This window comes from Trinickia sp. NRRL B-1857 (genome assembly GCF_050470685.1).
Taxonomy (GTDB): Bacteria; Pseudomonadota; Gammaproteobacteria; order Burkholderiales; family Burkholderiaceae; genus Trinickia.
The window spans coordinates 1,450,434-1,468,460 of record NZ_JBFLUK010000001.1 but is presented as its reverse complement, the minus strand read 5'-3'; the positions used below and the strand labels follow the sequence as shown (position 1 = coordinate 1,468,460).

Sequence of the window (18,027 nt, the reverse complement as noted above, 5' to 3'; positions counted from 1 at the left end):
GTATCGGGCGGCGTGCCCGCGCGTTTGTAGCGGATGCGGGCCGCGATGCGAATAGAACGGGCCGTCCCAACAAAGAGCAGACCGTGATTTTATCATGCCCAGGCACGCGTACGAGGCCTTGCGCGGCCCCGGGGGCGTTCGGCGCGCGCAGGCGGCGCGCCGGCAATCAAGCGGGAACCGGGTGGGCGCGCGGCGCGCCTTCGCCCGCGCTGCCGAGCAGCGCGCCGAATGCATCGGGTTCGAGCGGCTCGCCGAGCAGGTAGCCTTGCAACTCGTCGCAGCGTAGCGCTTCGAGTTTTTCGCGTTGCGACACCGTTTCCACGCCTTCCGCGACGACGTTCATGCCCAGAGAATGGGCCAGCTCGATGATCGCCGAGACGATCGCCGCGCCCTCGTCGTCGTGGGCGTCCAATCCGTCGACGAAAAACCGGTCGATCTTGAGCTGCCGCACGCGAAAGCGTTGCAAATAGGCGAGGCTCGAGTAGCCGGTGCCGAAATCGTCGATGGCCACCTCGAATCCGCTTTTCTGGAACGCGTGCACCATCTCGGCCGTACGGCGTACGTCGTGCATGGCCGCGGTTTCCGTGATTTCGAACATGACGCGCTCGGCGCCCATGCGCTCGGCTTGAACGATCTGCTGGATCGTCGCCAGCAAGTCGGGCTGCGCGAGTTGTCGGGGCGAGAGATTGATCGCTACCTTGGTCGTTTTCAGCCCGGCCGCTTCCCAGCGGCGAATCTGCCGGCAGGCCTCGCTAACGACCCAATAGCCGATGGGGACGATTTGCCCGTTGCGCTCGGCGATCGAGATGAATTCGGCCGGCGAGAGCTGCCCAAGCGTCGGATGATTGAGCCGGAGCAGCGCCTCCGCACCGGCCAGCGTACCGTCGCGGCCATAGAACTTAGGCTGGAAGCGCAGGGAGAAATAGCCTTTGTCGAGCGCCTCGTGCAGCGCTTGCTGGATCAGCAGCGTGCGGTTGGCCGCTTCGTTCATATTCGATTCGAAAAAGCGGCACGTGCCCCGGCCGGCGCGTTTGGCAGCGTACATCGCCGCGTCGGCGTTCTTGAGCAGCGCCTCGACGGTATCGCCGTCGCGCGGGAAGAGGGCGATGCCGATGCTTGGCGCGACTTGCAACGGCCGGTCGTCGACCCAGATCGTTTCGCGCATCCGCTCGAGCACGGCTTGCGCGACGCGCTGCGCATCGTCGGGCAAGCCGATGTGGCGCATCAGGATGACGAACTCGTCGCCGCCTAGCCGGGCCACCGTGTCGCCGGTCCCCACGCAATCGACGAGGCGCCGCGCGAACGCGCTCAGCACTTGGTCGCCGACCGTATGACCGAGGGAATCGTTGATCGTTTTGAAGCCGTCGAGGTCCATGAATAGGATCGCGAACAGGTTCTTGCCGTGCTTGCCGAGTTCGATCGCGCGCTCGATGTGCTCGGTCAGCGTGCGCCGGTTCGGCAAATCGGTGAGCGAGTCGAACGCGGCCATATAGACGATCCGGCTATTCAACTGGGACACCGATTGGACGAGCGAGGCCGTACGCGCGTCGAAGCGCGAGAGCATCAGCGTGACGATCAGGATCGCGAACGTGAAGATCGAAATGGTCGTGCCGAGCCAACGCAAATCGACGCCATCGGCCGCGCCGCAGATCGCGCCCGGAAGAAAATTCGCCGCCGCGTTCGCCGTGTAGTGCATCCCCGTGATGGCGAGCCCCATGACGAGCGATGCGGCCAGCCGTTTCGACAGAACATGGCGTTGATCTTCCGCGCGGAGCGTGTGCGCCATATAGAGCGCGGCGCCCGAGGCGACGATCGCGATGACGATCGAGGCGGCCACGAGCGTCGGGTCGTAGACGATGGCGGGCTGCATCCGCATCGCGGCGTCGCCCGTGTAGTGCATGCCGACGATACCCAGACCCATGAGCACCGACGCGCACGCGAGCCGCGTCGTCCCGAGGGTGGAGTGCGTAATCACGCGCAGCGCGAAATACGAGACGGCGATCGCGATGAGCAGCGAGCAGGCCGTGATCGAAAAATCGTAGCCGAGCGGAATCGGCAGCGAAAAAGCGAGCACGCCGATGAAATGCATCGACCAGATGCCGACGCCCATAGCCATCGCGCCTCCCGTGAGCCAGGCTTGACGTTGCCTGCGGGTCGGCAGTTGAAAGATGCGCCCCGAAAGATCGAGCGCGGTATAGGAGGCAAGTGTCGCGACGACGAGCGAGAGCGCGACGAGCCAAAAATTGTAAGTGCCGTGCATGGCAAGCTGGCGATGACGGGAGTGGTTCCACGTCGTTTAACGGCACGCCGGGCGGTTTTCTGATGCGAGACAAACCCGAGGGGGGCTCGCGATTTTGATCGGCCGGCGTGTCTGGCGCGGCGCCGACGGCGCCGGGCGGGGGCGCCGCTACGTTTAGCGGGCGCCTTCTAATTGGATCGAACGAATGCTTCCCCGTTATGCTCAGTTTTTCGTGCCGTACAGGCGATCGCCGGCGTCGCCGAGCCCCGGCACGATATAGGCGTGCTCGTTCAAGTGCGAATCGAGCGAGGCCACGTACAGCTTCACGTCGGGGTGAGCGTCTTGGAACACTTGCACGCCCTCGGGCGCGGCCACGAGCGCGACGAACGAGATTTGATCGCCCGCCACGCCGCGGCGCTTGAGCACATCGACCGCGTGCACGGCCGAATAGCCGGTCGCCACCATCGGGTCGCACAGAATGAACGTCCGATCTTCGAGGTCCGGCAGCCGCACCAGATATTCGACGGGACGATGTTCCTCGTCGCGATATACGCCGATGTGCCCCACGCGCGCCGACGGAATCAATTCGAGCAAACCGTCGGACATTCCCACGCCCGCGCGCAGCACCGGCACGATCGCGAGCTTTTTGCCCGCGATCACGGGGGCGTCGATCTGAACGAGCGGCGTCTCGACGCGGCGCGTCGTAATCGGCAAATTGCGCGTGATCTCGTAGCCCATGAGCAGCGTGATCTCGCGCAACAGCTCGCGGAACGTCCGCGTGGACGTGTCCTTGTCGCGCATATGCGTGAGCTTGTGCTGGATCAGCGGGTGGTTGAGGATGAAGAGATTCGGGAAGCGGCTATCTTGTTTCATGACGGGGGCGCGAGGCGGCGCGGCAAAATATTCAGACAAGTTTACCTAAAGGAAGCCCGTACGCCGAATTTTCCTTTCGGCGGGCCGCGCTTTTCGGGATCGGTCGGCCGCTATCGCGCGGCGCGCCGGGCTTGGGCAGGCTTGCGGCGATTCTTCTACAATCGCCCCCATCGCCTATCCTCATCCGGAACTAGTATGGACCTTGGAATCGCAGGACGCACTGCCCTTGTTTGCGCCGCCAGCAAAGGGCTCGGCCGGGGCTGTGCCGAGGCCTTGGCCGCCGAAGGCGTCGATCTCGTGATCGTCGCGCGTACGAGCGAGACACTCGAGGCCACCGCGGCCGACATCCGTGCGAAGACGGGGGTCTCGGTCCGCACCGTCGCATGCGATATCACGACGCCGCAGGGGCGCGCAGCCGCGCTCGCGGCTTGCCCATCGCCCGATATCCTCGTCAACAACGCCGGCGGTCCTCCGCCGGGCGACTTCCGCCAGTTCACGCACGACGACTGGATCCGTGCGCTCGAGGCGAACATGCTGACGCCGATCGCACTCTTGCAAGCGACGATCGACGGCATGATCGAGCGCGGTTTCGGCCGCGTCGTCAACATCACGAGTTCCGCCGTGAAGGCGCCGATCGACGTGCTCGGCCTGTCCAACGGTGCGCGCTCGGGACTGACGGGCTTCGTCGCCGGCGTCGCGCGCAAGGTGGCCCGGCATAACGTGACGATCAATAATCTGCTGCCGGGCTTGTTCGATACCGATCGCATCGCCACTACCTTGAACGCGCAGGCGCAAGCGAAGGGCGTTAGCGTGGACGAGGCGCGGCGCGAGCGCGCCGCCTCGATTCCGGCTCAGCGGCTCGGGCAGCGCGAGGAGTTCGGCAAAGCGTGCGCGTTTTTGTGCAGCGTGCACGCGGGCTATATCACGGGGCAAAACTGGCTGCTCGACGGCGGCGCCTACCCCGGTACGTTCTAAGGCTTGATGTTTCGCGCGAAAAGCGCCCCCACCGATCGCTACGATCGATCTTTTGCTGGTTTGACCAAGAAGGAGCGGTGCCATGACTGCCTGCGTTGCGTTGATCGCGCACGATCATAAGAAAGACGATATCGTCGCCCTCGCAGGCGAATACGCGCAGACGCTGCGCCAATGCAAGCTCATCGCGACGGGTACGACAGGCGGGCGCATCGCCGATACGCATACGCTTACCGTCGAGCGCATGCTCTCGGGGCCGTACGGCGGCGATTTGCAGATCGGGGCGTTGCTTGCCGAAGGGAAAGTCGATCTCGTCATTTTCCTGCGCGATCCGATGACGCCCCAGCCGCACGAACCCGACATTAACGCGCTCGTGCGCGCCTGCGACGTGCACGACGTGCCTTGCGCGACGAACGTCGCCACAGCGCGCATGCTGCTCAACACGCTCGCGGAGCGTATTGCAGCCGGTTGATCGGGCTAGCGCGCACGTTTCGTCGAAATAGCGTAATCCTCGGGGCGACGGCCGTCGGCTTTGCCGCCTTTATCGAACAACGCGAGCTTCGCGCTCGGCAAGGAGAACGGTATGGTGAAAGCGATTCGAATCGAACGCACGGGCGGCCCGGAAGTGATGCAATGGGTCGACGTCGAGGTCGGCGCGCCCCGTGAGGGCGAGGTACGCATCAAGCAGCACGCGGTGGGGCTCAATTACATCGACGTCTACTTCCGCACGGGTCACTACCCGATGCCTTTGCCCGGCGGGCTGGGAATGGAGGCGGCCGGCGTCGTCACCGAGGTCGGTGCGCAGGTGACGCGGTTCAAGGTCGGCGATCGCGTCGCGTACGTGGCGCGCCCGGCCGGCGCCTACGCGGAAGAACGCGTTCTGCCGGCCGACGCGCTCGTCAAATTGCCCGATGCGATCGGTTTCGACGATGCGGCTTCGGCGATGTTGCAAGGGTTGACCGCGCAATATCTATTGCGGCGCACGTTCCGTGTCGAACCGGGCCAGACGATCCTGATTCATGCGGCGGCGGGCGGTGTCGGATTGTTCGTCTGCCAGTGGGCGAAGGCGCTCGGGGCGACGGTCATCGGCACGGTCGGCTCGGACGAGAAGGCTGAGCTTGCGAAGGCGCACGGCTGCGACTACCCGATCGTCTATACGCGCGAGAACTTCGCCGAGCGCGTGAAGGAAATCACGAACGGGGCCGGCGTGCCGGTGGTCTACGATTCGATCGGCAAGGACACCTACAAGGGCTCGCTCGATTGCCTGGCGCCGCTCGGTTATTTCGTGAGCTTCGGCAGCGCGTCGGGCCCGCTGCCGCCGATCGAAGCGGCCGAGTTCTCCAATCGCGGCTCGCTGTTCTTCACGCGGCCGACGCTGTTCAGCTACATCGCCAAACGCGAATGGCTCGATGCGATGGCCACGGAGCTATTCGACGTGATCTCGTCGGGCAAGGTCAGGACCAACGTGCGTCAGCGCTTTGCGCTTGCGGACGTGGCCGAGGCCCATCGCGCGCTCGAAGGGCGCAAGACGACCGGCTCGACCGTCCTGATTCCCTGATCGGCCGATGCACGCCATACCGGGCGCATCGAGGCGAAGCCGATGACGGACGCGGCCATCAACGTCGTGCTGATCGAGGACGAGCGGCAAATTCGCCGCTTCGTCCGCGCGTCGCTCGAGGCCGAGGGCATGCACGTTCACGATGCGGAAACCGGCAAGTCGGGCCTGACCGAAGCGGCGACGCGCAAACCCGATCTCGTCATCGTCGATCTCGGACTGCCCGACGCCAACGGGATCGACGTGATTCGCGAGCTGCGCGCTTGGGCGGATATACCCGTCATCGTCTTGTCCGCGCGTACGCAAGAAGCGGAAAAGGTCGCCGCGCTCGATGCGGGTGCCGACGATTACCTCACCAAACCGTTCGGCGTGCCGGAACTTTTGGCGCGCATCCGAGCGCATTTGCGGCGCCGTCAGCGCGGCGCGCCGGGCGATGCCCCCGTCGTGCGCTTCGGCGACGTCACCGTCGATCTCGCCGCGCGTAGCGTCACGCGCGCCGGCGAGGCTGTCCACCTCACGCCGATCGAATATCGGCTGTTATCCGTGCTGATTCGGCATGCCGGGCGCGTGCTGACGCATCGGCAGTTGCTCAGCGAAGTGTGGGGTCCGTCGCACGTCGAAAGCCAGCACTATCTGCGGATCTACATGGCGCACCTGCGGCGCAAGCTCGAGCGCGACGCAGCCCAGCCCGAGCACATCATGACGGAGACCGGAATCGGTTATCGGCTCGTCGGTCTGCTCTGAGCGGCGGCGGGCCTGTCTATAATGGGACTTCACAGCGCACCGAAGGCGTGACGTAGGTTCGGCGAGCGGATACCGAGCAGGCGCTTGAGGTCACCATGAGAGCGGGGAGGGGGCAATGATCGACGCACTTTCGCTCGGCGCAGGTCTGTCGTGGGCCAGCGGCTTGCGTCTGTATCTGACCGTTTTTCTGGTTGGCTTGTTCGACCGTCTCGGCGTCGTCCATTTGCCCGACTCCCTTTCCGTGCTTGCCTCGGGATGGGTTATCGGCGCGGCGGCCGTGCTGGCCGTCATCGAATTCCTGGCCGACCGCATCCCCGCCTTCGATTCTCTCTGGGACGCCATTCATACGTTCATCCGCATTCCGGCGGGGGCGCTCTTGGCTGCGGGCTCGCTCGGCCACGCCGATCCGGCCCTACTCACGGTCGCAGCACTCGCGGGCGGCGCGCTCGCCGGCTCCGCGCACCTCACGAAAGCCAGCACGCGCGCGCTCATCAATCTATCGCCCGAGCCGTTTTCCAACTGGGTGGCCTCCTCGACCGAGGACGTGCTCGTCTGCGTCGGTCTCGCGCTCGCGCTCTTCGTGCCGTTTTTGTTTTTGTTGCTGATGGCGGGTTTCGTCGCTTTTGCGGTTTGGGCGCTCCCGCGGCTATGGCGCGGCGTGCAAGGGGGCTTCCGGGGGATGGCGACGCATATGGTGTCGCGTCTCGGTTCGTTCGGGGGCAAGCGCGATTGAGCCAAGCCCCGCGCGCCGTCCATCCTAGCCCGCCGCTCGGCTGGCCCCAACTCATCGCGCAAGCTGCGCGCATGACGATGCGCGATTGGCGCGCGGGCGAGTTGACGATGCTCGTCATCGCGCTCGTATTGGCCGTTGCCGCGCTTGCGAGCGTCGGTTTTCTCGCCGACCGCTTGCAGCAAGGGCTCGAACGCGATGCCCGGCGCATGATCGCGGCCGACTTCGTCGTACGCTCCGATCATCCCGTGGACACGGCTTTCTTCGACGAAGCGCATGCGCTTGGATTGAATACGGCCACGACGGCCATTTTCCCGAGCATGGTGACGCGGGCGAGCCCGGCGGGCAGCGACTGGGCGCTTGCAAACGCTCGGCTCGCGGCCGTCAAGGCCGTGTCGGCAACCTATCCGTTGCGCGGTGCGTTGCGCATCGCCGCCGCGCCCGACGCCCCCGATCGTACGGCGCCAGGCATTCCCGCAAAGGGGACCGTGTGGGTCGATCCGCAGTTGCTCGAGACCTTGCACGTGAAAGTGGGCGACACGGTGCAGCTCGGGGATCGCCGTTTCACGATCGGTGCCGTGATCACGCGCGAACTCGATCGCGGCTTTGCATTCGTGAACTTTTCGCCGCGCGTCATGGTGCGCGCCGACGAGTTGGCCTCGACCGGACTCATCGGTTACGGCAGTCGCGTGACCTACCGGCTGCTGGTCGCCGGGAGCGATGCGGCCGTCGCGCGCTTTGCCGGCTTCGCGCACGCGCGCGTCGACGGCGGCAAGCTGCGCGGCGTCGCGTTGGAATCGTTGCAGGACGGCCAGCCGCAAGTGCGCGAAACGCTCGATCGTGCCGGACACTTTTTGCGACTCGTCGCATTGTTGACGGCGCTGCTCGCGGCCGTCGCCATCGCCATGGCCGCGCATCGTTATACGCGGCGCCATCTCGACGGCTGCGCGGTGATGCGATGTCTCGGTTTGGGCGAGCGCGAGTTGCGGATGCTCGTCGCGCTCGAATTCGGATTCGTGGGGCTGACCGGCGGCGTCCTCGGCGCCGTACTCGGTTATCTAGGGCATTTCGCGCTGCTCGCGTGGCTGGGCAGCTTGATCGGCGTTGCGTTGCCGCAGCCGAGCGTGCTGCCGGCACTTGAGGGCATCGGCGCCGGGCTCGTGCTGCTATTCGGCTTCGCCTTGCCGCCGCTCTTGCCGCTCACGCGCGTGCCGCCGCTGCGCGTGTTGCGCCGCGAGTGGAACGGCCAAGCGAGCGCCGCATGGTGGGCCTATGCCGTGGGCATCGCGCTCTTCGGCGGCTTGCTCGTGCTCGCGGCCGGCGAACTCAAGCTCGGCGGTATCGTCGCGGGCGGCTTCGCACTCGGCCTCGTCACGTTCGCCTTGCTGGCTCGCGCGGCGCTTTGGCTTTGTGCGCGTCTCGCGCGCAGCGCGGGCGGCTCGCGGCTCGCGGCGGCCGTCGGTTGGCGCTACGCATTGGCGTCGCTCGAGCGACGCGGCTGGGCCAGCGCGCTGCAAATCACGGCGCTCGCAATCGGGCTCATGTGTCTGCTGCTGATTGCGATGACGCGTAACGATCTCGTTCAGGGCTGGCGCAATTCGACGCCGCCCGATGCGCCGAACGAGTTTTTGATCGATATTCAGCCCGACGAGCGGCAGGCCGTCATCGACTATTTGGCGACGCACGGCATCGCGAACGTCGCGCTCGAGCCGATGGTGCGGGGCCGCCTCGTTTCGATCGACGGTCGGCGCGTCGTACCGGAGTCGTTCAAGACGGACGACGCCCGGCGTCTCGTCGACCGCGAGTTCAATTTGTCGTACCGCAACACATTGCCCGACGACAATCGCGTGGCTTCCGGCAAGTGGTATGGCGATACGACGCGACCCGAGATCTCCATCGAAGCGGGGCTTGCGAAACTGATCGGCGTCAAGGTGGGAGACACCATGCGGTTCGACGTCACGGGTATTCCGATCGAAGCGCCTATCACGAGCGTGCGCAAGCTCGATTGGGGCACCTTCAAGGTCAACTTCTTCGTGCTGATGCCGCCGGCCGTGTTGGATAAGTTGCCCGCCATGTTCATCACGAGCTTCTATCTTCCGCCCGCGCGACGTCCGGTTCTCGACGGCTTGATTGCCGCACACCCGAACGTGACGGCGATCGATATGGCGCCGATCCTCGCCCAAGTGCAGCGCGTGCTCGACCAAGTGATCGGCGCGGTGCAATTCCTGTTCGCCTTCACGCTCGCGGCCGGTTTGCTCGTGCTGTATTCGGCGCTGGCCGGCACGCGCGACGAGCGCGTGCGAGAATCGGCCTTATTGCGGGCGCTCGGTGCCTCGCACGGGCAAGTGCGCTCGGTGCATGCGGCCGAATTCGCCGTCGTGGGCGCGCTCGCGGGCGTGATGGGGGCCGTCGGCGCGCAAGCGCTCGGTATCGTCCTGGCCACGCGCGTCTTCGACTTCCACCTCGACGTCGACCCGTGGCTCTTCCCGGCCGGCATTGCAGCGGGTGTGGCTTGCGCAGGCGTCGGCGGGTGGATCAGCTTGCGGCGCGTCTTGCAGCGGCCGGCCGCGCAGTCGCTGCGCGACGCTTGATGCTGCCGCCATGGTCTGCCGCCGAGGCATCGTTTGCCCAAGGCGGCGTATTGTTTAACTCTTGCTACACCGATTTCGATTGACTGTATGACCACCGATTTGAACGACGACGAAGCGCAGGCGAAGCAGCCGAGCGCATTCGACCTCGTCGGCGGCGAAGCGCGCGTGCGCGAACTCGTCGACCGCTTCTACGACCTCATGGACCTCGAGCCCGAATTCGCGGGCATTCGCGCCATGCACCCGGCGTCGCTCGACGGCTCGCGCGACAAACTCTTCTGGTTTCTCTGCGGCTGGCTGGGCGGCCCCGATCACTACATCGAGCGCTTCGGCCATCCGCGGCTGCGTGCTCGCCATTTGCCGTTCTCGATCGCGTCGTCCGAGCGCGACCAATGGGTGCGTTGCATGGCGTGGGCGATGGACGACGCCGGTCTGCCGGAGGCGCTGCGCGAACGGCTCGTTACGTCGTTTTTCGATACGGCCGATTGGATGCGCAACCGTCCGGGTTGAACGGCCGATGACCGACAGCCGAGGCCAGGTCTGCCTCGCGTCGTGACCGAATCGAAAAAGAAAGCGGCGAGCGCCTAACAAGAGAAAAGAGAATCGAGATGACCGAGTCGAAGGACGCACCGGGCGTAACGTTGCCACGCGCTCCGCTTGGAGCCGGCTACGAAATGAATCGCATCGCGGCCGAGGCCGATTACGCCACGCTCGATCCGGCCGCGCGAGCGGTGCTCGATTTTTGGTTCGGCGAGCCCGGCACGCCCGCATTTGGTGTCGCGTCGCCGCGCTGGTTCAAACGCGACGAGGCGTTCGATGCGCAAATCCTCGCACGATTCGGCGAGACGCTGGCGGCCGCGAGGCGCGGCGAATGCGATGCTTGGTTGCGTACACCGCTCGGCGCACTGGCGCTCGTCGTCGTGCTGGACCAGTTTTCCAGAAATACTGGCCGCGGTAGCGCGCAGGCGTTTGCCGCCGATGCACGGGCGCTCGAGGCTGCACGCCGGCTCGTCGCGAGCGGCGCGCATGCTCGTTTGCCTACCGCCGAGCACCGCGTGTTTGCCTATATGCCGTTCGAGCATGCCGAATCGCTCGACGCGCAGCGCGAATCGGTGCGGTTGTTCGAAGCGCTCGCGCGGGAAACGAACCAAACGGGCGAGGGGAGTTACCTCGACTATGCACGGCGGCATGCCGCCGTCATCGAACGCTTCGGACGGTTTCCTCATCGCAACGAAGTGCTTGCGCGGGCGTCGACCGATGAGGAGCGCGCGTTTTTGCAAGAACCCGGCTCGGCGTTCTGATCGGAGGTCGGGTTACGGCGTGTCGTTGACCTGCAACTGCACGGGCATGCGTTTGCGCACGAACACGCGCAGCAACTCGTCATTGTCGCCGGGGCGAGCGCCCGACCACACGGGCGTCCAACCCGTGCCCGGCTCGAAGTGCGTTTTACGGCCTTGAACGATGAGCCAGCGGCAACGCGTCGTATCGGCGTCAGTCGCGGTATCCGCCAGCGGCTCGTGCAAGATGCCGGCGAAATAGTAGAGCATCGGCGCTTCGGATTCCCCGAGGTGGGCGCTGGCCATGCAGTCGTTGACGTTCCACTCGGTATCGAGATGTAGCGCCAGATCCTCGAACACCGAACGGTAGCTCTTAGCCGCGTCGATCCAAGGCAGCAGCAGCGTGAAGACGAGCCCCCAAACGAGCATGGCGCCGCCGGCCCAGCTCAGTGCGCCGCGCCAAGCGCCCATATCGCGCAGACGCGGCATCAGCGAAAGCCAGCCGAGCGTCAGCGCCAGCGCGACGACGACGGCGGTCGGCTGAATCGGCAGCGTCCAATCGAGGGGGAGCCAGCGGCCGAGCCAGCGCAGGTTCGCATGCGTGCTCGCCGCATCGGTCATCTCCGACCAGACGAGCCACGTCAGCGTCGCCGCCGTGCCGAAGAGCACGCGGCTCAGATAGTCCCACCCGAGATGGACATATCGCGGCCAACGTTCGAGTTCTTGCCCTGCGATAAGGGCGAGCGGCGCGACGAACGGCAGTAGGTAGAGTTCGCGGGCCGTCGCCGACGTTTGCAAGACGGCGAGGCCGACCGCGGCGAAAACGGCCGGAAGCGCGATCGACGGGGCTCGCCAGCGTCGCCATGCGCCCGTGGCGAGCGCCGCCAATGCGAGCGGTCCGGCCGGAAACGCGGCGGTGAGCAGCGCGCGCAACACGAAGAGCGGCTTGTCGTTTTCCGAGCCCAGCGTTGCGACCGAGAAGCCCAAGAAGCGGCCGACATTGTTATCCCAAAACCAAACCTTGAACAGCTCAGGCGATCGGTAGTAGAAGGCGATCGGCCAAATCAGCGCGAACGGGGCGAAGGCGAGGGCGGCGATGCCCATCGCGCGCGCGAACTCGCGGCCGCGGCAGGCGGGATAGAGCACGGGCAACGTGCACAGCGTCGCACCGAACACGAGCGGCAGGAACAGGCCCTTCGTCATGAAGGCAATGCCGACCCCCGCGCCGAACGCCATTGCCGCCCGATCGGCGAGTGCGCTCGAGAGCGAGCCGTCGAAGCGGCGACGCGGCGCGTGGAGCGCGGCGACGAGTTCGTAGAGTCCGGCGAACCCAAGTGCCGTGCCGGCCATCAGCGCGACGTCGGTCATCATGTCGTGCGAGTGCTTGATGACGAGCAGCGTCGTGCCGAAGAGCGCGAGCGTGCCGAGCACGCGCGGATCGAGTGCGTGGCGCGCGCCATGGATGCGGCGTGCCAGATGCGCGACGCACGCAAGCGCAAGCGCCGTGAACAGTGCGCTCGCGAGTCGCGCTGCGTCGTGCAGCGGCAGCCAGCCCCGTGCGAGCCAAGCCAGGCCCGCCGCGACCCAGTCGTAGAGCGGGGGTTTTTCGACGAACGGCTGACCCGCGTTCATCGGCACGACGAAATCGCCCGTTTCCAGCATGTGCTGGATGATCCCGAACGTATACGTTTCGTCCTGCTTCCACGGGTCGTGTCCAAGCGTGCCGACGAGCAGATACGCGAATACGATCGCGACGAGCGCGAGCAGTGCCTGCAAGCCGTAACGGACCGGCGCATAGGCCCCGGCGTGCGCGGATGCGAGCGGCGGCGCCTTGCTTTGCGGCATGGCGGGCGCGATAGCGTCGCCCGTCCTTGCGGCGGACGCGGCGCTCGTAAGCGAAGAGGTGGCGGAGCGCGTCGCCACGGGCAAAGCAAGGGCATCGCGCGCGGACGCGAGCCTGCGCGCGGGTTCGGATATGTCCGTCATGATGAGATGCTTTGGAGTGGCCGCACCCTACATGGGGTGCGGCCTAGGAGGGCTACTCTCGAGGCTGGCCGGCAGCCGTGGACTCGAGCCGAACCACGATCGGCGCGAGGTAGGCGGCTATTGCTAGCCAGTGCGCATCATCGTAGAGGGGCCGCACGCCGATGTCTGGCGAGAAACGTCTCGATTTGTGAAGTTTTGTCGCGACGGAGTCGGCGCGGGCATGCCGGCGCCGCCGGAAAACGGGGGAGGCCGCAGCAGGGCCGCGACCGGCCGGTGCAATCAGCGCCCGCCGCTGACGTCGAGCAGGGCGCCGGTTACGTATGAGGCCGCATCGCTCAGCAGCCAGACGATTGCTTGCGCGACCTCGTCGGCGCTGCCCGGGCGTTTGAGCGGCGTTTGGGCGCCGAGCGCGGCGGCGCGGTGCGGCTGGCCGCCGCTCGCGTGGATGTCGGTTTCGATCAAGCCGGGACGCACCGCGTTGACGCGTACCCCGCGCGGCCCGAGTTCCTTCGCCAAGCCGATCGTCATCGTATCGATCGCGCCTTTCGAGCCCGCATAGTCCACATATTCGTTCGGCGAGCCCAACCGCGATGCCGCCGACGAGATATTGACGATCGCACCGCCGCGGCCGCCGCGATCGGTCGACATGCGCCGCGCCGCCTCGCGTGCGCAAAGGTAGGCGCCGAATACGTTGACGTCGAACATGCGCTTGAGCCGCGCCGTGTCCATCTCCGCCAGCGGTAGCGAGGGCCCGACGATGCCGGCGTTGTTCACGAGCGCATCGACGTTGCCGAACGCGGTTTCGAGTTCGTCGAACATGGCGACGACGGCCGTTTCGTCGGCGACGTCGCCCGGCAGCAGCAGGGCTCGACCGCCCGCGCGCTCCACCTCGTCGGCCGTTTCCTGAGCGGCCGAGAGGTCGCGTACGTAGTTGACGCCGACGGCTGCTCCCTCATCGCCGAGCAGGCGAGCGGTGGCGCGGCCGATGCCGCGGCTGGCTCCGGTGATCAGAACGACGCGGCGGTTGGCATTCATCGGGCGACCTTCGTTCGAGGGAAATGAAGCCTTCGCGGTTAGACGACTTCGCGCTGTGTGGCCCACTTATCGCGGCCGGGCGGCTGATAACGGCGCAGCTTGTCGAGCAGCGCGTTCGCGTCGGTATCGATTTGCAGGACGTTCAGATAGCCTTGCTGCATGAACCCTTCGCGGACCGTGTGCTGAAGCATGCCGACGAGCGGCGCGTAGTAACCGCCGATATCGTAAAGACCGATGGCCTTGTTGTGGTATCCGAGCTGAGCCCAGGTATAGACCTCGAACAATTCCTCGAGCGTGCCCGCGCCGCCGGGCAAAGCCACGAACGCATCGGCCAGATCGGCCATCTTGCGTTTGCGCTGGTGCATATCGGGCACGACGTGCAACTCGGACAAGCCGGTGTGGCCCACTTCCTTGTCGACAAGCAATTCGGGGATGACGCCGACGGCGCGTCCACCCGCTGCCAGCACTTCGTCGGCGATCACGCCCATGAGGCCCACGCGCCCGCCGCCGTAGACGAGCGAGCAGTCGGCCTGCACGAGCGCGCGCGCGAACGCCTGCGCCGCTTGCGCATAGATGGGTTTGGCCCCGATCGACGAACCGCAATAGACGCAGATGGATTTCATGCTTGTGGGTCCTTAGGACGGCCGAGCGCATCGCGCGGCGGCAGATAGTCCTGAAATTGCCGCTTGGGCAGCTTGCCGGAGACGAGATCGTCGAAGAGCTGGCGCGAGCGGCCGCGCAGGTAAGGCGCCATCATCGAAATGACGTGCACGCTCACTTGATGCAGTTCGTCGCGAATCGCTTCTTGATCGTTGTACTTACGCGGATGCATGACGAATTGGTAGGACAGCCAATAGGTGGCGATGACCCCCATGTTCGTTGCGATGACCTGGATCTCCTCGGGCGTGGCGAGCATTTCCTCGTCGGCCACGAGCAATTCGCACATCTCCTTGGCGAAGCGCACCTTGTGGCTAATGATCTGCTTAAAGTGCGTTTCCAGCGTGCGGTTGCGCGCGAGCAAATCGTTCAGATCGCGATACAGGAACCGGTACGTCCACATGAAGTCGGCCATGTATTGCAGGTACGACCATGTTTCGTCGATCGTCGGGCGATGGTCCTCGGGGAACCGAAGTCGCTTCTCGATCGCCTGCTCGAACTGCGCGAAGATGCTGTTGATGATGTCGTCTTTGTTGCGGAAATGGTAGTAGAGATTGCCTGGGCTGATCTCCATTTCCTCCGCGATCGTCGTGGTGGTGACGTTCGGCTCGCCGATCTCGTTGAATAGCTTCAACGATAACTCGAGGATCCGTTCGCGGGTGCGGCGGGGAGTTTTGGCTTCCATGTCGTCCGGCCCTGTGCTGCCGGGCACGCGCGGCGCTCGCGCGACGCTGCGTTGATGCGCCCGGCTCGGTTGGTATGTGGCACTGCGTCGGGCGATTATAAACCGGTCGTTCTGTTCCCCGAATTTTGCGATAGGTTTTTGACGAAACGCTAGTGCCAATGGCCGAACCAGCGGACGAAAAGCGGGCCGACGATGAGTGCCCAAGTCAGCACGCAGGCGGCGAGCGCGACCATGACGGCCGCGCTGCCGAGGTCCTTCGCTCGGCGCGACAGTTCGTGCCGCTCTAGCGAGATGCGATCGATTGCTGCTTCCACGCTCGAATTCAAGAGCTCGACGATGAGCACGAGCAGCACCGATCCGATCAAGAGGACGTGCGAGACCGCATCGACGGGGACGAGCGCGCCGCACGGCACGAGGATCGCGGCGAGCGTCAGTTCTTGCCGGAACGCGCTCTCTTCCCGGATTGCGACGCGAAATCCCGCAATGGAGTTTTTCAGCGCGTGCCAGGCGCGCGTGAAGCCGCGGTTGCCCTTATAGGGGTTGAACGGGAGCGGGGCCAGCGGATCGTCGGGCGAAAGCGGTTCGTGCTGCGCGCTTTCACTCGGCTCGGCCAGATGGGCCCGATCGGCGGATTCGTCGTGCATGAGCGGCTCGTCGCGTTTCATGCGGCCGCGTTTTCCTCTTGCCCGCTTGCACGCGGGAGCGGCTTCAAGTGGGCCGCGAACTGCATCGAGGCGGCTTGCCACGAGAAGCGCTCGGCCCAGGCGCGCGCGTCGGCGCGATCGATCTTCAACGCGTCGAGGCATGCTTCGCGCAAATCTTCGTTCATCGCCCCCGCGTTGCCGCCGGCCAGCACATCGATCGGGCCGGTAACGGGGTACGCCGCGACGGGGGTGCCGCATGCGAGCGCCTCGAGCAGCACGAGGCCGAAGGTGTCGGTGCGGCTCGGGAATACGAACACGTCGGCCGCGGCGTAGACCTTCGCCAATTCGGATTGGCTGAGCACGCCGAGGTAATTGGCTTCCGGGTAACGCGATTTGAGTTCGGCGAGCGCCGGGCCTTCGCCCGCGACCCATTTCGAGCCGGGCAAATCGAGCTTCAGGAAAGCTTCGACGTTCTTTTCGATCGCCACCCGGCCTACGTACAAGAAGATCGGCCGTGCGGTGTTAAGCACCTTCGAATCCATCGGATGGAAGATCTCGAGATCGACGCCTCGGGTCCACAAGACCACGTTGTCGAAGCCGTGCTGCTCGAGATCGCTCTTGACGACGGGCGTCGGCGCCATGACGGCGAGCGAGGCGCGATGAAACCAACGCAAGAAGCGATAGGTCGCCGAAGTCGGAATGCCGAAGCGCGCTTGCACATACTCGGGAAAGCGCGTGTGATAGGCCGTCGTGAACGGCAATCCGTGACGTAATGCGTAGGCGCGCGCGGCTAGGCCGAGCGGACCTTCGGTGGCGATGTGCAGTGCGTCCGGAGCGAACTCGTCGATTCGGGCATGCACGCGCCGGCGCGGGAATAGCGAAAGGCGAATTTCCGGATAGGTCGGGCACGGGATCGTGCGGAATTCGAGCGGCGTCATCAACTCGACGCGATGACCGAGCGCCGTCAACTCGCGCGTGGTGTTCTTCAAGGTACGCACGACGCCATTGACCTGCGGTTCCCAGGCGTCGGTGACGATCATGATTTTCATGCGGTCGGATCCGGTTCGCGAAGCGGTTAGGCCGTAGCCTTGGTTTTGCGCTGTTGCTCGGCCGGCGAGCGCATCACGGTCCAGTAGACCAGCTTGAGTTCGCCGTCGAGGGTTTCGACGAGTGCCGACAAACTTTCGACCCAATCGCCGTCGTTGCAATAGAGCAAGCCGTCGACGTCCCGGATCTCGGCTTTATGGATGTGACCGCAAACTACGCCGTCGCAGCCGCGCCGCCGGGCTTCCTCGACCATCACATGCTCGAACGAAGAGATGAAGTTGACCGCGTTCTTGACCTGGTGCTTCAGGTACTGCGAGAGCGACCAGTAATGCAGGCCGAACCGGCTGCGCAAGCGGTTGAACCAGCGATTGAGGACGAGGATCGCCGTATAGGCCGTATCGCCGAGATACGCGAGCCATTTCGCGTGCTGGATCACGCCGTCGAACAAGTCGCCATGGACGATCCAAAGGCGTTTGCCCGTGAGCGTCGTATGGAACGCTTCGCCGCGAACATGGATGTCGCCGAAGGCGAGGTCGCAAAATTGCCGGGCGCCTTCGTCGTGATTGCCGGGGACGTAGATGACCTGCGTGCCTTTGCGGGCCTTGCGCAGCACCTTTTGGACGACGTCGTTGTGCGCTTGCGGCCAGTACCAGCCTTTCTTCAACTGCCAGCCGTCGATGATGTCGCCGACGAGATACAGGTATTCCGACTCGTTGTGCCGCAGGAAGTCGAGCAGGTAGGGCGCTTGGCAACCGCTCGATCCGAGGTGGATGTCGGACAGCCAAATCGTGCGGTAGCGCAGCGGATCGCCGACGCCCTCGTCATGTTGATGTCCCGATGCGTCGCCCGTATCAGGGCCGGACGGCAGCGCGGGATGGCCGCCGGGCAAGGCCGCATCGAAGGGGACGGTTTCGACGCTTGCGCCGAGTTGCCTAAGGAGGGAAGTCGCGGACGTCGTGCGGTCCATGGCTTCTCGCGTCGAGTTGTACATGGCG

At 65.2% G+C, this 18,027-nt stretch carries 17 protein-coding genes; 8 read left to right on the top strand and 9 right to left on the bottom strand.

Annotated features, from left to right (window positions below; genetic code table 11):
- Positions 1-166: 166 nt before the first annotated feature.
- Positions 167-2,260, bottom strand: coding sequence for a putative bifunctional diguanylate cyclase/phosphodiesterase (locus AB1286_RS06445; protein WP_430362476.1), 2,094 nt, complete (start codon positions 2,258-2,260; stop codon positions 167-169).
- Between the two features lie 201 nt (positions 2,261-2,461).
- Positions 2,462-3,112, bottom strand: coding sequence for a uracil phosphoribosyltransferase (upp, locus tag AB1286_RS06440; protein WP_430362475.1), 651 nt, complete (start codon positions 3,110-3,112; stop codon positions 2,462-2,464).
- Positions 3,113-3,307: 195 nt separating this feature from the next.
- Between upp and AB1286_RS06435 the strand changes: the two genes are divergently transcribed.
- From AB1286_RS06435 to AB1286_RS06400, 8 genes are all read left to right on the top strand, one after another.
- Positions 3,308-4,087 carry an SDR family oxidoreductase gene (locus AB1286_RS06435; RefSeq protein WP_430362474.1) on the top strand — a complete coding sequence of 260 codons (780 nt, stop codon included), beginning with the start codon at positions 3,308-3,310 and terminating at the stop codon, positions 4,085-4,087.
- An 82-nt stretch (positions 4,088-4,169) separates the two neighbouring features.
- Positions 4,170-4,556, top strand: coding sequence for a methylglyoxal synthase (locus AB1286_RS06430; protein ID WP_430362473.1), 387 nt, complete (start codon positions 4,170-4,172; stop codon positions 4,554-4,556).
- 111 nt (positions 4,557-4,667) lie between these two features.
- Positions 4,668-5,642: a quinone oxidoreductase family protein gene (locus tag AB1286_RS06425; protein ID WP_430362472.1), complete on the top strand. Its 975-nt coding sequence runs from the start codon at positions 4,668-4,670 to the stop codon at positions 5,640-5,642.
- A gap of 42 nt (positions 5,643-5,684) precedes the next feature.
- Entirely contained in the window at positions 5,685-6,383 is a 699-nt protein-coding gene (gene kdpE, locus AB1286_RS06420) for a two-component system response regulator KdpE (protein ID WP_430362471.1), read from the top strand.
- Between the two features lie 115 nt (positions 6,384-6,498).
- A complete protein-coding gene (locus AB1286_RS06415; RefSeq protein WP_430362470.1) occupies positions 6,499-7,116 on the top strand; it encodes a DUF4126 domain-containing protein in 618 nt (205 codons plus the stop codon).
- Positions 7,117-7,187: 71 nt separating this feature from the next.
- The gene (locus AB1286_RS06410) at positions 7,188-9,704 is read left to right on the top strand and encodes an ABC transporter permease (RefSeq protein WP_430365002.1); all 2,517 of its coding nucleotides are present in this window, start codon (positions 7,188-7,190) and stop codon (positions 9,702-9,704) included.
- 87 nt (positions 9,705-9,791) lie between these two features.
- Entirely contained in the window at positions 9,792-10,211 is a 420-nt protein-coding gene (locus tag AB1286_RS06405) for a group II truncated hemoglobin (protein WP_430362469.1), read from the top strand.
- Positions 10,212-10,375: 164 nt separating this feature from the next.
- Positions 10,376-11,002: a DUF924 family protein gene (locus AB1286_RS06400; protein WP_430365001.1), complete on the top strand. Its 627-nt coding sequence runs from the start codon at positions 10,376-10,378 to the stop codon at positions 11,000-11,002.
- 12 nt (positions 11,003-11,014) lie between these two features.
- Here the strand turns inward: AB1286_RS06400 and AB1286_RS06395 are convergent, their stop codons facing one another.
- From AB1286_RS06395 to AB1286_RS06365, 7 genes are all read right to left on the bottom strand, one after another.
- Entirely contained in the window at positions 11,015-12,964 is a 1,950-nt protein-coding gene (locus AB1286_RS06395; RefSeq protein WP_430362468.1) for an ArnT family glycosyltransferase, read from the bottom strand.
- 279 nt (positions 12,965-13,243) lie between these two features.
- Positions 13,244-13,999 carry an SDR family oxidoreductase gene (locus AB1286_RS06390; RefSeq protein WP_430362467.1) on the bottom strand — a complete coding sequence of 252 codons (756 nt, stop codon included), beginning with the start codon at positions 13,997-13,999 and terminating at the stop codon, positions 13,244-13,246.
- 38 nt (positions 14,000-14,037) lie between these two features.
- A complete protein-coding gene (locus tag AB1286_RS06385; protein ID WP_430362466.1) occupies positions 14,038-14,622 on the bottom strand; it encodes a TIGR00730 family Rossman fold protein in 585 nt (194 codons plus the stop codon).
- Positions 14,619-15,341: a TetR/AcrR family transcriptional regulator gene (locus tag AB1286_RS06380; RefSeq protein ID WP_430362465.1), complete on the bottom strand. Its 723-nt coding sequence runs from the start codon at positions 15,339-15,341 to the stop codon at positions 14,619-14,621. The genes AB1286_RS06385 and AB1286_RS06380 overlap by 4 nt, the downstream gene beginning before the upstream one ends.
- 149 nt (positions 15,342-15,490) lie before the next feature.
- Positions 15,491-16,006: a diacylglycerol kinase gene (locus AB1286_RS06375; RefSeq protein WP_430362464.1), complete on the bottom strand. Its 516-nt coding sequence runs from the start codon at positions 16,004-16,006 to the stop codon at positions 15,491-15,493.
- A complete protein-coding gene (locus tag AB1286_RS06370) occupies positions 16,003-17,034 on the bottom strand; it encodes a glycosyltransferase family 4 protein (protein WP_430362463.1) in 1,032 nt (343 codons plus the stop codon). The genes AB1286_RS06375 and AB1286_RS06370 overlap by 4 nt, the downstream gene beginning before the upstream one ends.
- 26 nt (positions 17,035-17,060) lie before the next feature.
- On the bottom strand, positions 17,061-17,999 hold the full coding sequence (locus AB1286_RS06365) for a UDP-2,3-diacylglucosamine diphosphatase (RefSeq protein ID WP_430362462.1): 939 nt from the start codon (positions 17,997-17,999) through the stop codon (positions 17,061-17,063).
- Positions 18,000-18,027: the final 28 nt, after the last annotated feature.

Coding starts and splice junctions, on each gene's coding strand:
- AB1286_RS06445 (WP_430362476.1), bottom strand. CDS start 2,260: ATGCACGGCACTTACAATTTTTGGCTCGTCGCGCTCTCGCTCGTCGTC.
- upp (WP_430362475.1), bottom strand. CDS start 3,112: ATGAAACAAGATAGCCGCTTCCCGAATCTCTTCATCCTCAACCACCCG.
- AB1286_RS06435 (WP_430362474.1), top strand. CDS start 3,308: ATGGACCTTGGAATCGCAGGACGCACTGCCCTTGTTTGCGCCGCCAGC.
- AB1286_RS06430 (WP_430362473.1), top strand. CDS start 4,170: ATGACTGCCTGCGTTGCGTTGATCGCGCACGATCATAAGAAAGACGAT.
- AB1286_RS06425 (WP_430362472.1), top strand. CDS start 4,668: ATGGTGAAAGCGATTCGAATCGAACGCACGGGCGGCCCGGAAGTGATG.
- kdpE (WP_430362471.1), top strand. CDS start 5,685: ATGACGGACGCGGCCATCAACGTCGTGCTGATCGAGGACGAGCGGCAA.
- AB1286_RS06415 (WP_430362470.1), top strand. CDS start 6,499: ATGATCGACGCACTTTCGCTCGGCGCAGGTCTGTCGTGGGCCAGCGGC.
- AB1286_RS06410 (WP_430365002.1), top strand. CDS start 7,188: ATGACGATGCGCGATTGGCGCGCGGGCGAGTTGACGATGCTCGTCATC.
- AB1286_RS06405 (WP_430362469.1), top strand. CDS start 9,792: ATGACCACCGATTTGAACGACGACGAAGCGCAGGCGAAGCAGCCGAGC.
- AB1286_RS06400 (WP_430365001.1), top strand. CDS start 10,376: ATGAATCGCATCGCGGCCGAGGCCGATTACGCCACGCTCGATCCGGCC.
- AB1286_RS06395 (WP_430362468.1), bottom strand. CDS start 12,964: ATGACGGACATATCCGAACCCGCGCGCAGGCTCGCGTCCGCGCGCGAT.
- AB1286_RS06390 (WP_430362467.1), bottom strand. CDS start 13,999: ATGAATGCCAACCGCCGCGTCGTTCTGATCACCGGAGCCAGCCGCGGC.
- AB1286_RS06385 (WP_430362466.1), bottom strand. CDS start 14,622: ATGAAATCCATCTGCGTCTATTGCGGTTCGTCGATCGGGGCCAAACCC.
- AB1286_RS06380 (WP_430362465.1), bottom strand. CDS start 15,341: ATGGAAGCCAAAACTCCCCGCCGCACCCGCGAACGGATCCTCGAGTTA.
- AB1286_RS06375 (WP_430362464.1), bottom strand. CDS start 16,006: ATGAAACGCGACGAGCCGCTCATGCACGACGAATCCGCCGATCGGGCC.
- AB1286_RS06370 (WP_430362463.1), bottom strand. CDS start 17,034: ATGAAAATCATGATCGTCACCGACGCCTGGGAACCGCAGGTCAATGGC.
- AB1286_RS06365 (WP_430362462.1), bottom strand. CDS start 17,999: ATGGACCGCACGACGTCCGCGACTTCCCTCCTTAGGCAACTCGGCGCA.